Consider the following 12,884-nt stretch of genomic DNA (forward strand, 5'->3'; position numbering starts at 1 on the left):
CCAGACTCAACAATTTGCCCTATCATGTTCAAGTTAGTCATGAAAACTTGCGTACCGTGACTCATGATAGGGCCATTCAAGCTTATCTCGATGAAATGTTGTTGATTCGGCGATAACGGCGCCGAGACGAAAGATGTATAGCCCTCATATCGATAGATGCGCTCAACCAAACACATGATCGCCTACCCATCATTGGGCACGATCGCTATTTTAGTGAATATGCACTTGCCGGGTCTTGCCCCTATCGCTTCTGCTCAAGGTGTAGTCTTCCTGATCGCCCGACATCGGCTTGCCGTCACTGTCCAGCGTGACCAAGGCTCCTTCGTCTTGAATGGTATATAGCCGTTTGGCGGCGCCTTCCTTACTGGGCGTCAACGTCAGGATATGGGTTTTATCGTCCCAATCGTATTTGCCTTTTTCGTAATACTCTCGCATTGAAAACTCTTTGGTAAATTGTGTGACCAGCAAATAATTGTTCCTGGGTTTTAGCGACAGGGTTTGCTTGATGCCGTCGCACCCCTCTTCCTTACACGGCAAGTAACCGTAAAAAACACCCCGAAATCCGCCGCTAGAATCTTCCGATTTTTGATGCATCGAATGACCCATGCCGTCCTGGTGCCTCATTTCCCGTGCCTTCAGGGCTTCTTCCTGCAGTTGCATATCGGATTTTGCCCATGCGGGGTTGCATGTTAAAAACAATGCGCCAAAAACCGTCAGCGCGACATTTTTTGTAATTTTTTTGTTTAATGTGTGCATATAAAATCTTTCTGTTTCTGTGCATAAATATACGAAGCAAAGGCGCTCACCACAAAAGCGTCTCGGCCTAAGGTTACCAGCATAATCTTTTCTCGCCTATCACTTCAATTTGCCGTTTGTTGAAAAACGCCAAAGTTGCGAGAATGGGGCTTAATTCCAATACCAGTGGACATTGCCAACCAGACATGATCACCTACATCATCCGCCGCTTTCTCTATGCATTACCGCTGCTGATGGCGGTCAACGTGCTGACCTTCGTCTTATTCTTCGTCGTCAACAGTCCGGACGACATGGCGCGCATGCAACTGGGGCAAAAACATGTCACCGAGCAGGCCATTCAGAATTGGAAGCATCAGCACGGTTACGACCTGCCCTTGTTGTGGAATGGCGGGCAGGATGGCGGCAAGCAGTTGACCGAGACCATTTTTTATCAAAAATCGGTGAATTTGTTTTTATTCGATTTCGGCATTTCCGACAGCGGCCGCAACATCGGCACCGACATTCAGCAACGCATGTGGCCGAGTCTGGCGCTGGCCTTGCCTTCACTGCTGGTCGGATTATTGGTCAATATCACGCTGGCTTTGCTGATGGTGCTGTTCCGCAACAGCTATCTGGAATTGGCCAGCAGTGTGGTCTGCGTGATGCTGATGTCGGTATCGTCGTTGTTTTACATCATCGGCGGCCAGTTCTTCATCGGCAAACTGCTGAAACTGGTGCCGATCTCGGGGTACGACGAAGGCCTGGCGGCCGCTAAGTTTCTGATATTGCCGGTCATTATCAGCGTGGTGGCCGGCATCGGTTCCGGTGTGCGTTGGTATCGAACATTGTTTCTGGAAGAAGTGGAAAAAGACTACGTGCGTACCGCCCGCGCCAAGGGGCTGACGGAAACCCAGGTGTTGTTCAAGCATGTGCTGAAGAATGCGATGATCCCTATCCTGACCGGCGTGGTGGTGGTATTGCCGCTGTTGTTCATGGGCAGTTTGATCATGGAATCGTTCTTTAGCATCCCTGGCCTTGGTAGTTACACTATCGATGCGATCAATCGGCAGGATTTCGCTATCGTCCGCTCCATGGTGTTTCTGGGTTCCGCCTTGTACATAGCCGGTTTGTTGATGACCGATATTTCCTACACCTTGGTCGATCCGCGCGTGAGGTTGAACTGATGCTGGTGTTATGGACCGACGCGTTGATTTATCTGCTGGTAGTGGCCGCCGGCATGCTGGCTTGGTATCTAAGTCGCCAGCAGCATATGCGTAGGCCCTTGCATAAAATCGCCGCCAGCCCGGTGGCGATGGCCTCGCTGACGCTACTGTTGTGTTTCGCGCTGATCGGCTTGGCCGATTCGATTCATTTCAAGGATACTGATAGCCGCAGTAACGACGCTATCAGTCTGCTGGATGTGGCCTGCTCCACCATGCGCTCACACAGCGAAAAAACCTATTCCGCGCCGTTCTCGGCTTATCTGTATGCCAAGGAAACCCTTACCGCCGAGGATGGCGCTACCCGCTGGGATTATCCGCGTTTGACCTATGGCGGCGCGCATTTGCACGATCCGGACAGCGAATTAAATCGCGATGTATTGTTGAAAACTCTGGGCGGTTTTAGCAAAGGCGCCGGCTTGATGCTGATGATTTTGTTGTTTGCCTGGGGCGATAAACGCGAACGCAGCAGGCGGTTCATGCGCAGTTCTAGCGGCAAGGCGGTATGGCTGGTGATGTTTTTAGTCGTGTCATTGTTTTACACCCTGTTTTCCTTGTCGGCTTTTTACCATGTGCTCGGCACCGATAAGGTTGGAGAGGATGTGTTTTATCAGGCTTTGAAAAGCATACGCACCGGCCTGGTGATTGGCTCGTTGACCACCTTGGTGATGCTGCCGCTGGCTATCGTATTCGGCATCATGGCCGGCTTTTTCAAGGGTTGGGTCGACGATCTGATTCAGTTCATTTATACCACGCTGAACTCGATCCCCAGCGTGTTATTGATAGCCGCCTCGATTCTGATGGTACAGGTCTACATGACCAACCACGCCGAGGATTTTAATAATTCGCTGGTGCGGGCCGACATGCGCCTGCTTTTTCTGTGCCTGATTCTGGGCGTCACCAGTTGGACCGGCCTATGTCGCTTGCTACGCGCCGAAACCTTGAAGCTGCGCGAGATGGAGTATGTATTGGCCGCGCAGGCGCTGGGCGTCAAACCGGCGATGATACTGTTCCGCCACATCCTGCCCAATGTGATGCACATCGTTTTGATTAGCGTGGTGCTGGATTTCAGCTCTCTGGTGCTGGCCGAGGCCGTGCTGTCCTACATCAACATCGGCGTCGATCCCACTACCCATAGTTGGGGCAACATGATCAACAGCGCCCGCCTGGAAATGGCCCGCGAACCGGTGGTGTGGTGGTCGCTGGCGGCGGCGTTTGTGTTCATGTTCGCGTTGGTGCTGGCGGCGAATTTGTTTGCCGATAGTGTCAGGGATGCGTTTGATCCAAGGAGGGCTGCGCGTGGTTAATACTTTGTTGAAAGTGGAAGGATTAAGTGTTGCATTTGGCAATGCCGATGTGGTTGACAATATCAGCTTCGACATCCACCCCGGCGAAACCTTCGCCCTGGTTGGCGAATCCGGTTCCGGCAAGTCGATTACCGCGCTGTCGGTGTTGCGCTTGCTACCGAATGCAGCAAAGATGCATGCCGGATCGATGGCATTGCAAAACGATGATTTGCTGAATATTCCGGAAATCGAGTTCTGCAAGCTACGCGGCCGCCGCATAGGCCTGATTTTCCAAGACCCGATGTCGTCGTTGAATCCGGTGCTGACTATTGGCGAGCAGATAGCCGAGGTGTTGCATATTCATTTCCAGTTGTCCGGTAGTGAAGTTCAGCAGCGGGTACTGGAATTGTTGCAGCAAGTCGAAATCCCCGACCCCGTGCGGCGTCTCAACGAATATCCGCATCAATTGTCCGGCGGACAGCGCCAACGTGTGATGATTGCGATTGCCTTGGCCGGCCAGCCGGATTTGTTGATCGCCGACGAGCCGACCACGGCGCTGGACGTGACCATACAGGCTCAAATTCTGGATTTACTAAAAAATATTCAGAGACAAACCGGCATGGCCTTGTGGCTGATCAGCCACGATCTGGCGCTGGTATCGAATATCGCCGACCGTATCGCGGTGATGCAAAACGGCAAGATCGTCGAAACCGCGACGACCCAGGAGTTTTTTAAACAGGCCCGACATCCTTACAGCCTGAAATTGCTGGCGGCGTTGCCGAAGATGGAAAGCTGCCTCGGCAAGGAAAGCAAATCCGCCTCTCCTCTGCTGAAAGTCGAGGACTTCAAGGTTTACTACCCTATCCGCAAAGGTGTGTTCAAACGGCTGGTCGGTCACGTCAAGGCTGTGGACGGGGTCGATTTTGAGTTGCATGCCGGCACGACGCTGGCGCTGGTCGGAGAATCCGGTTGCGGCAAGACCAGCATGGGCAAGGGCTTGCTGAATCTGATTCCGGCCCATGCCGGACGGGTGTTGTTCGGCGGTGTCGACTTGACCCGATTAAGCGGCGAAACCTTGCGTAGGCAGCGTGCCGAAATGCAAATCGTGTTTCAGGATCCATTCGCGGCGATGAATCCGCGCATGCTGGTCGGCGACATCATCGTCGAAGGATTGACTGCGTTGCGTCCCGACATTGGCCGCGAAGAAAAGCAAAACCGGGTGGCGGAATTGTTACATCAGGTGGACTTGCCGGTTGAGGCGGCGTTACGTTATCCGCACGAATTTTCCGGCGGCCAGCGCCAGCGTATCTGTATCGCGCGCGCGTTGGCGGTGCGGCCGAAATTGATCATCTGCGATGAGCCGACCAGCGCGTTGGACGTATCGGTGCAGGCACAAATTATCGAGTTGTTGAAAAACCTGCAGAAACAACAAGGCTTGAGCTATTTGCTGATCACCCACAATCTGGGCGTGGTGGCGGAAATGGCCGACGAGGTGGCGGTAATGTACCAAGGCAAGATCGTCGAATATGGCCGGGTCGAACAGGTGTTGACCCAGCCGCGCCATGATTACACCAAGACTTTATTGGCGGCCGTGCCGCTGCTACGAGTCGCTTAGGCTTGCGTCGAAAAGGACCCGATTTTCATGCCTATCTTCATCATCTGCTGTTTAACGCTGACTGCATTGATCCAAATCCAAAGCCTGTATTTACCCCTCCTGAACATCGAGCCGGTATGGATGGCCGCTGCCGGTCTGGCGGTTATTTTTCTATTGGCCGGCTGCCTGAAAAAGCTGCCCGGCAGTGTTTGGCATGACGGTTTTGCCTGTAGCGGTTTGTGGGCTTGGTATGGTTACTGGGAGCCGCTTTTTAGCAAAGGTTCGCCGATTTTTGATGTGTTTCCGGTGTATTACGCCGTACTCAGCGGTTGGATGTTGCTGGCGTTCATCAATAAAAGTCATCGCTTCGATCAGGCCTCTCAAGAGGCCTTGCGTTATCTGCAGCAGTATTTAGTCCGATTTGACACCTGCTGGTTGGCTGGTTTGGTTTTGCTTGGTCTGGCGTTGCCCGAGCATTATTTGTCGTATCCGCTGGCAATGACTTTTTTCATTGTGCGCAGTGCTTTTCAGCGTTGCCTGGAGATTATCGATAGCCAGTGACGCGGTTGCGCTAAACCGAATTTAAGCAGCCGCGGATTGCAGGGATACTGTTTTACAGGCGGCTATCTGTGTGATAATGGCCCGCTTTCATCAGTCACGGATATACCGGGTACAGATATGGACGAGAACAAAAAAAAGGCGCTAGGCGCCGCGTTGATGCAGATCGAGAAACAATTCGGCAAAGGCTCCGTGATGCGGATGGGCGATGTCGCCGCCAGCCGCGATATTGAGGTCGTGTCGACCGGCTCGCTGTCCTTGGATATTGCCCTCGGTGTCGGCGGCTTGCCGCGCGGGCGCATCATCGAAATCTATGGCCCGGAGTCGTCCGGTAAAACCACCTTGACCCTGCAAACCATCGCCCAGATGCAGAAACTGGGCGGCACGGCGGCGTTTGTCGATGCCGAGCACGCGCTGGATCCGGTCTATGCGCAAAAGATCGGCGTCAATATCGACGATTTATTGGTTTCCCAACCGGATACCGGCGAACAGGCCCTGGAAATCACCGACATGCTGGTACGCTCCGGCGCGGTCGACATCGTGGTGATCGACTCGGTGGCGGCCTTGACGCCGAAAGCCGAAATCGAAGGCGACATGGGCGATTCGCACATGGGCTTGCAGGCGCGTTTGATGTCGCAAGCCTTGCGTAAATTGACCGCCAACATCAAGCGTTCCAACACCTTGGTGATTTTCATCAACCAGTTGCGGATGAAAATCGGCGTGATGTTCGGTAATCCCGAAACCACCACCGGCGGTAACGCCTTGAAATTTTATGCCTCGGTACGTTTGGATATCCGCCGCATCGGCGCGATCAAGAAAGGCGACGAGGTGATTGGTAACGAAACTCGCGTCAAAGTGGTCAAAAACAAGGTGGCGCCGCCGTTCAAACAGGCCGATTTCGAGATTTTGTACGGCGAAGGCGTGTCCTTCTTCGGCGAACTGGTCGATCTGGGGGTCGAGTTTGGCTTCGTACAAAAGTCCGGTTCCTGGTACGCATACAACAACGAGAAAATCGGCCAAGGCAAGGATAATGCCAAGCAGTTCTTGAGAGATAATCCGGATAAAGCCAAGGAACTGGAAGCCGCAATCCGTGAAAAAGCCTTTGCAAAACTGGCAACGGTAGCGCCATCACATGATACAGACGCGGACGACACCGAATTCGTCGACGGCGACTGAGCGACGGTCACAAATCGAAGCGGTCTGTTTACGCTTGCTGGCCCGGCGCGAACATAGCCGGCGCGAGTTGCTGGATAAGCTGGCGCTGAGGGGTTTTCAGCGCGACGAGGTCGAACCGGTCATTGAGGTTTTGGCCGAGCAAAACTGGCAGAACGATGACCGTTACGCCGAATGCTATGTCCGGCAGCGCATTCAAAATGGCTACGGCCCGATAAGGATACGTTACGAGTTGCAGCAGCGCGGCATAGACGATGCCGACCTGGATGCACAGGCCGAAGAACAGGGCGGTGGCTGGCGGAACCTGCTGCTGGACGTTTATATCGGCAAATACGGCGAAGAGAAATCGTTGACTCAGGCCGAATGGCTGAAACGCAGCCGCTTCCTGCAGCAGCGCGGCTTTAGCGGCGAGATGATTAAACGCTTGTTTGCGGAATTGAAAATCAAACTATGTAGGTCGGGTTAGCGTAACGTAACCCGACCTACGTTTGTTTAGAACAAAAAACCGAAGTCCGTAGCTCCGAATAGCGAAGCGTATTCGGAGGAAAGTGAAGTCTGCATGACGAACAAAAATGCCAACTAGCGAGATAAGCAAAATGACAGCACATTCAAATGATCTTATGTTGTCGACTCCGCAATTTCGGCAAGTGTATGACGATGCACCCGAGGCAATTGTTATTCCCAAATACTTGCAACACCACCGCATCGTGGTCACGGTGTCATTGCTGGATGAAGATCAATCAGCTACGCCGATCAGAAAACGCAGGCCGCCCGCGCAATTCGCGGGACGAGTGAAAGAATTGGGTGACGTCATCAACACGCTGTCGGCCGAGGATTGGGGGTTGGCCGATTGATCGTATTGGATACGCATATTTGGTATTGGTGGATTAATCAGATTCCGGGGCGATTGTCGTCCGGTATTGTCGATTTAATCGAGCAAGCCGATGAAGTAGCTGTTTCCGCGATTTCCGTTTTCGAGATGGCGTGGTTGGTTCGGCACGGAAGAATCGAATTGGGTGGCGAATTCGAGCAATGGCTTGAAGATGTCATTGAATCGGATTGTGTCAAATTCCTGCCAGTTACTCCGCAGATTGCCAGTTTAGCTGTGGCGTTTCCGGCTTATCTTGAGTTGCAAGGCCGGGATCGGCCGTGATTATTGAATCCAAATTTAAAAATTGAAATTAAATCAACCGAAATAACCACCATGAAAAAAATGACCAGCGCCGAATTACGGGCCGCCTTTTTGGAATTCTTTCGCCAACACGGCCACGCCGTGCGCCCTTCCAGTTCGCTGATACCGGGCAATGATCCGACATTGTTGTTCACCAACGCCGGGATGGTGCAGTTCAAGGATGTGTTCCTGGGCCGCGAAAAGCTTGATTTCACCCGCGCCGCCACCAGCCAGCGTTGCGTTCGCGCCGGCGGCAAGCATAACGACCTGGAAAACGTCGGCTATACCGCGCGTCATCATACTTTCTTCGAAATGCTGGGTAATTTCAGTTTCGGCGATTACTTTAAACGCGATGCGATCCATTTTGCCTGGGACTTCTTGACCAAGGAATTGGGCATTTCGCCGACAAGATTATGGGTAACGGTGTTCGACGAAGACTCCGAAGCCGAAGCCATCTGGCTGGAAGACGTCAAGATCGACCCGACCCGCTTTTCCAGAATCGGCGCCAAGGACAATTTCTGGTCGATGGGCGACGTCGGCCCGTGCGGACCTTGCACCGAAATCTTCTACGATCATGGCGAACATGTCGCCGGCGGCCCTCCAGGCAGTCCGGACGAAGATGGCGACCGCTACATTGAAATCTGGAACCTGGTGTTCATGCAATACGACCGCGACAAGGATGGCAATCTGACGCCGCTGCCGGCGCCATCGGTCGATACCGGCATGGGCCTGGAGCGGATTTCCGCCGTGATGCAGGGTGTGCACAGCAACTACGAAATCGATTTGTTCCAAAACCTGTTGAAAGTGGCGGCGAGCTTGGCTGGCACCGACGACTTGACCAATAGCTCGTTGCGGGTTATTGCCGACCACATCCGTTCCTGCGCATTTTTGGTGGCCGACGGCGTACTGCCGTCCAACGAAGGCCGTGGCTACGTGTTGCGCCGCATTGTCCGCCGCGCAATCCGTCACGGTTACCGTTTGGGCATTAAAGACACTTTCTTCTACAAACTGGTCGCGCCGCTGGTCGCCGAAATGGGCGAAGCGTATCCGGAACTGGCCAAGGCCCAGGAGCAGGTCGAGCGCGTCTTGAAAAAAGAGGAAGAGCGCTTCGCCGAGACCCTGGAACAAGGCATGAAAATCCTGGAAACTTGCGTCGCCAAGCTGGACGGTCACGTCATCCCCGGCGATGTGGTGTTTCAACTTTATGATACCTACGGCTTCCCGGTGGATTTGACCGCCGATTTCGCTCGCGAACACGACCTCAGTGTCGATCACGCCGGCTTCGAAGTGGAAATGGCTGCTCAGCGCGACCGTGCCCGCGCCGGGGGCAGTTTCGCGGCCGATTACGATCAAGACATCAAGCACGACAGCGCTACCGAATTTACCGGTTATTTCCATCTGGACGGCTCGGTGCAAATCCTCGGCCTGTTCAAGAAAGGTCTGCCGGTCGATAGCCTGGAAGCCGGCGACGAAGGCGTGGTGATTCTTGATCAAACGCCGTTCTATGCCGAGTCCGGCGGCCAGGTCGGCGACAGCGGACGCATCGAATGCGACGGCGCTGTCTTCGAAGTCCACGATACCCAAAAGCAGGGCGGTAAACTGTTCTTGCACAAAGGCAAGGTGTTGCAAGGCGTACTGAACGAGGGCCAAGCTTGCGAAGTCAGCGTCGACGCCGAAATCCGCAAGGCCACCGAACGCAACCACTCCGCGACCCATTTGCTGCATGCCGCCTTGCGAGCTACGCTGGGCGAACATGTGGCACAGAAAGGTTCTCAGGTCAACGCCGAGCGCCTGCGTTTCGACTTTTCGCATTTCGAGCCGATGACGGCGGCGGAAATTGCCACCGTCGAACGCTTGGTCAACGAACAGATTCGTTTGAACAACCCGGTGGCCGCCGAAATCATGGCTAAAGACGACGCGGTGAAAGCCGGCGCGATGGCCCTGTTCGGCGAGAAATACGGCGACGAAGTGCGGGTGTTGAAAATCGGCGACTTCTCCACCGAGTTGTGCGGCGGCACTCACGTTGATAGAGCCGGCGACATCGGCTTGTTCAAAATCGTCGGCGAGACCGGCGTCGCCGCCGGCGTCAGACGTCTTGAAGCCGTCACCGGCCAAGGCGCCCTGGAATGGATAGAACAGCGTGAAAAAGCCTTGCTCAGCATCGCCAGCCTGCTGAAAGCCGCGCCGGATAAAACCGCCGACAAGGTTCAACAGTTGTTGGAAAAGAACCGCAACCTGGAAAAAGAGCTGGAAAAACTCAAATCCAAACTGGCCAGCTCGGCCGGCGACGAAATGACCGGCCAGGCGGTCGATGTCAACGGCGTCAAAGTGTTGGCCGTGAAACTGGACGACGTCGATCCGAAGGCTCTGCGCGATCTGGCTGATCAACTAAAAAACAAACTGGGCAGTGCGGCCTTGGTGTTGGCGGCGGTGAGCGGCGACAAAGTCAGCCTGATCGCCAGCGTTTCCAAGGATGCGATGGACAAGGTCAAAGCCGGCGAATTGGTGAATTTCGTCGCTACCCAAGTCGGCGGCAAAGGTGGCGGCAGGCCCGATATGGCGCAAGCCGGGGGTAATGATCCTGCCGGATTGCCGGCGGCGCTGGCGGCGGTGCCGGAATGGGTGAGAGAAAGGCTGGGTTAAGAAACTAACTGATCTTAACGTTGTTAATCCGTTGACGTTTATTCAAGAAGAGACAGATTCATGAGAACAGATAGCGAAGTTATTAATAGCGGATTTGAATCTATTTTTTCATCGTTGGGCATGGTCGATGCCGAACGCTTTATTATTTTGATAAAGCGCGATAAGTTCGATTATGCCGAATGGCAGAAACAGCTTTGGGTTGGGGAATCGGTGGAGACTTTGTCGGAAATGGCGCAGAGGGCTTGGAAACAGACTGAATAATTTTTGAGATGAGGGAATGCGATGCCTTATGTATCGATGTTTTTTGGAATAATTATTCGAATGTTTCATAACGAGCACAATCCGCCACATTTTCATGCCGAGTATCAAGGTCAAAGAGGTGTATTCAGCATTGATGGCAACATGGTCAAAGGCAATATTACCTCCAAGACGGCCAAGAAATTGATACAGGAGTGGGCGTTGCTTCATCAAAACGAACTCATGCAAAATTGGCATAAAGCCACGCAAGGTAAACAGATTGATAGAATTGAACCTCTCAATTAGAGGAGAACAGCCATGCAATACATGCCCGTTGTTGTTGATGCCGAATATTTAAGCGATTACAAAATCAAGCTGACTTTTGATAACGGCGAAAAAAGGATTGCCGATTGTTGGAAATGGTTGAATGGCGAGGTTTTCGAGCCATTGAAGGATAAACAGTATTTTCAGAAGTTTTTTGTCGATGGTTGGAGTATATCCTGGCCGAATGGGGCGGATATTGCGCCGGAGACTTTGTATGAAGAGGGTGAGGTTATTTAGCCTTTAGTTATTAAAAAGTTAACTGGTTTAAATGTGTTGCTATCGCGACGGATTGTTTTGAAGTCGGTTCGCGGACCGACAACCGCGATACTTTTTGCTATAAAAGCCATCCCTGGCTTTCACCCTGCGGGCCAGCCTTTGGCTGTTCAAATTCGCTTCTGGCGAATTTGTGCGTCGCCAAAAGAAAGTATCCAAAGAAAAGGCGACCCGGACGCCGCTTAGCTCACTCGGCATATCCGTGTGCCTTGCCCTTCGGGTGCTCGGCGCGGCATACGGGACTGTCGAAAGCTGATAATTGATTTTGTAGATTTGACTGTAGGATGCTGCCGACGCAAGGAGGCGCATCGTTCGCGATCGATGTGCTTCACTTTGTTCATCATCCTACGAACTTGGGGAGCTTATGTGTCGCTATCGCGATGGGCTGTTTTGAAGTCGGTTCTCGCACCGACAGGCGAGATACTTTCTTTTGCGTTGCCAAAAGAAAGTATCCAAAGAAAAGGCAACCCGGATGCCGCGTTGATCCTGCGCTCCGAAGGCTTTGAACGGGGTTTTCCGAAGGGGCGTCCCAGCCCCTACGTAAAACGCGATGCATCCTTGCATCGCCCCTATCGGGCAATTCCGTCCAAAGCCTCCGGTGCTCGGCACGGCATAACGGGACAAAACCCGTCCCAGTGTAGGTTGGGTTAGCAATAGCGTAACCCAACATTTCGGAGTCGCATCGTTCGCGATCAATGCGCATTATTTTATTCAGCACATCCTACGAGCTGGTGTAGATTTTTAGTCGCGGAATGAAATAAATATGAAAAATAATGAGATAGGATGGGTACATCCAGACCCATAATTCGTTTAGGAGGAGATAGCCTTGGATATTAGGGAAAGTATTGCTCATACGGCGATTGAAGCTGGTGGACGCTTGCGAGTCAAAAGTGCATTGAATCCAATGTTGTGGCTTTGTGCCATAGTCACAATACCTGGATTTTCATATTTATTGTTTTCCGAAAAAGAAGTTTCTCTGCTGGTTCAAGTAGTAATTATTTCTCCTGTTTTCGCAACAATTTTTGGTTTTTTAATTCTTCTAATATTTGATCGTGATAAATTGCAATCAGAGGATTATCAAATAAGGAAAAGAACTTTAGAGTTAGTTCAAGAAAAAGGAGATTCATTTCCTTCCATTGCTAGGACGTTGCAGGCTATTACAAATCCTTCCTCACAATTGAGAGAGCATGATAAAGAGGGGGGGCGATAATGAAAAATTCATATATTTTTATATACAATCGCTCGTTGGGGACAAAAGAAGAAGTAAGAGACTTCGTTAATTCATGTGAGAGCATAATTACATGGAGATCTGAGCTTAGTAATACCTTTTTTATTGTGTCTGAGCTGTCAGCGTACAAAATTTATGATCTTGTCGCGGAATATTTTGGTGAAGGAAAAGGCGAATTTTTGATTTGTAAGTATGATGAAAATAATTCACAGGGACTGTTAAATGAAAGGTCATGGCATTTATTAAATAATAATGAGCTTCCTCCGAAAGAAAAGACTAATTCGTAAAAACTGATGGGGCGATTTGGAGATAAGCCAAGTAGGGTACGCATCGCGTACCTTTTTAAAAGGACGGATTGAACATGGTACGCGATGCGTACCCTACATTTGAATTCGAAATTTTAAATAGCGGGATGGTTTTGGTCCCGTATGCCGCGCCGAGC

15 protein-coding genes are annotated in these 12,884 nt (G+C 52.0%); 14 read left to right on the forward strand and 1 reads right to left on the reverse strand.

Going from position 1 to position 12,884, the window contains the following annotated elements:
- Nucleotides 1-210 precede the first annotated feature (210 nt).
- Entirely contained in the window at nucleotides 211-756 is a 546-nt protein-coding gene (locus tag IVG45_RS17955; protein ID WP_196435152.1) for a copper resistance protein NlpE, read from the reverse strand.
- A 185-nt stretch (nucleotides 757-941) separates the two neighbouring features.
- Between IVG45_RS17955 and IVG45_RS17960 the strand changes: the two genes are divergently transcribed.
- The 14 genes from IVG45_RS17960 to IVG45_RS18025 all read left to right on the forward strand — a co-directional run bounded on the left by IVG45_RS17960 (nucleotide 942) and on the right by IVG45_RS18025 (nucleotide 12,729).
- On the forward strand, nucleotides 942-1,919 hold the full coding sequence (locus tag IVG45_RS17960; RefSeq protein WP_196435153.1) for an ABC transporter permease: 978 nt from the start codon (nucleotides 942-944) through the stop codon (nucleotides 1,917-1,919).
- Nucleotides 1,919-3,262, forward strand: a complete 1,344-nt coding sequence (locus IVG45_RS17965) for an ABC transporter permease (protein WP_196435154.1) — start codon at nucleotides 1,919-1,921, stop codon at nucleotides 3,260-3,262. Before IVG45_RS17960 ends, IVG45_RS17965 begins: the two co-directional genes overlap by 1 nt.
- Nucleotides 3,255-4,856 (forward strand): ABC transporter ATP-binding protein, encoded by a 1,602-nt coding sequence (locus IVG45_RS17970; RefSeq protein ID WP_196435155.1) that lies wholly within the window; start codon nucleotides 3,255-3,257, stop codon nucleotides 4,854-4,856. The genes IVG45_RS17965 and IVG45_RS17970 overlap by 8 nt, the downstream gene beginning before the upstream one ends.
- Nucleotides 4,857-4,883: 27 nt before the next feature.
- Entirely contained in the window at nucleotides 4,884-5,396 is a 513-nt protein-coding gene (locus IVG45_RS17975) for a hypothetical protein (protein ID WP_196435156.1), read from the forward strand.
- 117 nt (nucleotides 5,397-5,513) lie between these two features.
- Nucleotides 5,514-6,569: a recombinase RecA gene (recA, locus tag IVG45_RS17980; RefSeq protein WP_196435157.1), complete on the forward strand. Its 1,056-nt coding sequence runs from the start codon at nucleotides 5,514-5,516 to the stop codon at nucleotides 6,567-6,569.
- On the forward strand, nucleotides 6,526-7,032 hold the full coding sequence (locus IVG45_RS17985; protein WP_196435158.1) for a regulatory protein RecX: 507 nt from the start codon (nucleotides 6,526-6,528) through the stop codon (nucleotides 7,030-7,032). The genes recA and IVG45_RS17985 overlap by 44 nt, the downstream gene beginning before the upstream one ends.
- A 130-nt stretch (nucleotides 7,033-7,162) precedes the next feature.
- Nucleotides 7,163-7,420 (forward strand): hypothetical protein, encoded by a 258-nt coding sequence (locus IVG45_RS17990; RefSeq protein WP_196435159.1) that lies wholly within the window; start codon nucleotides 7,163-7,165, stop codon nucleotides 7,418-7,420.
- A 5-nt stretch (nucleotides 7,421-7,425) separates the two neighbouring features.
- On the forward strand, nucleotides 7,426-7,719 hold the full coding sequence (locus IVG45_RS17995; protein ID WP_196435160.1) for a type II toxin-antitoxin system VapC family toxin: 294 nt from the start codon (nucleotides 7,426-7,428) through the stop codon (nucleotides 7,717-7,719).
- Nucleotides 7,720-7,770: 51 nt separating this feature from the next.
- The gene (gene alaS / locus IVG45_RS18000) at nucleotides 7,771-10,380 is read left to right on the forward strand and encodes an alanine--tRNA ligase (protein WP_196435161.1); all 2,610 of its coding nucleotides are present in this window, start codon (nucleotides 7,771-7,773) and stop codon (nucleotides 10,378-10,380) included.
- 60 nt (nucleotides 10,381-10,440) lie between these two features.
- Nucleotides 10,441-10,641 carry a hypothetical protein gene (locus tag IVG45_RS18005; RefSeq protein ID WP_196435162.1) on the forward strand — a complete coding sequence of 67 codons (201 nt, stop codon included), beginning with the start codon at nucleotides 10,441-10,443 and terminating at the stop codon, nucleotides 10,639-10,641.
- A gap of 60 nt (nucleotides 10,642-10,701) precedes the next feature.
- Entirely contained in the window at nucleotides 10,702-10,923 is a 222-nt protein-coding gene (locus IVG45_RS18010; protein ID WP_230874638.1) for a DUF4160 domain-containing protein, read from the forward strand.
- 12 nt (nucleotides 10,924-10,935) lie between these two features.
- On the forward strand, nucleotides 10,936-11,178 hold the full coding sequence (locus IVG45_RS18015; RefSeq protein WP_196435164.1) for a DUF2442 domain-containing protein: 243 nt from the start codon (nucleotides 10,936-10,938) through the stop codon (nucleotides 11,176-11,178).
- An 862-nt stretch (nucleotides 11,179-12,040) separates the two neighbouring features.
- Nucleotides 12,041-12,424 carry a hypothetical protein gene (locus tag IVG45_RS18020; protein WP_196435165.1) on the forward strand — a complete coding sequence of 128 codons (384 nt, stop codon included), beginning with the start codon at nucleotides 12,041-12,043 and terminating at the stop codon, nucleotides 12,422-12,424.
- On the forward strand, nucleotides 12,424-12,729 hold the full coding sequence (locus IVG45_RS18025) for a hypothetical protein (RefSeq protein WP_196435166.1): 306 nt from the start codon (nucleotides 12,424-12,426) through the stop codon (nucleotides 12,727-12,729). Before IVG45_RS18020 ends, IVG45_RS18025 begins: the two co-directional genes overlap by 1 nt.
- Nucleotides 12,730-12,884: the final 155 nt, after the last annotated feature.

It is taken from the genome of Methylomonas sp. LL1 (assembly GCF_015711015.1).
Taxonomy (GTDB): Bacteria; Pseudomonadota; Gammaproteobacteria; order Methylococcales; family Methylomonadaceae; genus Methylomonas.

Coding starts and splice junctions, on each gene's coding strand:
- IVG45_RS17955 (WP_196435152.1), bottom strand. CDS start 756: ATGCACACATTAAACAAAAAAATTACAAAAAATGTCGCGCTGACGGTT.
- IVG45_RS17960 (WP_196435153.1), top strand. CDS start 942: ATGATCACCTACATCATCCGCCGCTTTCTCTATGCATTACCGCTGCTG.
- IVG45_RS17965 (WP_196435154.1), top strand. CDS start 1,919: ATGCTGGTGTTATGGACCGACGCGTTGATTTATCTGCTGGTAGTGGCC.
- IVG45_RS17975 (WP_196435156.1), top strand. CDS start 4,884: ATGCCTATCTTCATCATCTGCTGTTTAACGCTGACTGCATTGATCCAA.
- recA (WP_196435157.1), top strand. CDS start 5,514: ATGGACGAGAACAAAAAAAAGGCGCTAGGCGCCGCGTTGATGCAGATC.
- IVG45_RS17985 (WP_196435158.1), top strand. CDS start 6,526: ATGATACAGACGCGGACGACACCGAATTCGTCGACGGCGACTGAGCGA.
- IVG45_RS17990 (WP_196435159.1), top strand. CDS start 7,163: ATGACAGCACATTCAAATGATCTTATGTTGTCGACTCCGCAATTTCGG.
- alaS (WP_196435161.1), top strand. CDS start 7,771: ATGAAAAAAATGACCAGCGCCGAATTACGGGCCGCCTTTTTGGAATTC.
- IVG45_RS18005 (WP_196435162.1), top strand. CDS start 10,441: ATGAGAACAGATAGCGAAGTTATTAATAGCGGATTTGAATCTATTTTT.
- IVG45_RS18010 (WP_230874638.1), top strand. CDS start 10,702: ATGTTTCATAACGAGCACAATCCGCCACATTTTCATGCCGAGTATCAA.
- IVG45_RS18015 (WP_196435164.1), top strand. CDS start 10,936: ATGCAATACATGCCCGTTGTTGTTGATGCCGAATATTTAAGCGATTAC.
- IVG45_RS18025 (WP_196435166.1), top strand. CDS start 12,424: ATGAAAAATTCATATATTTTTATATACAATCGCTCGTTGGGGACAAAA.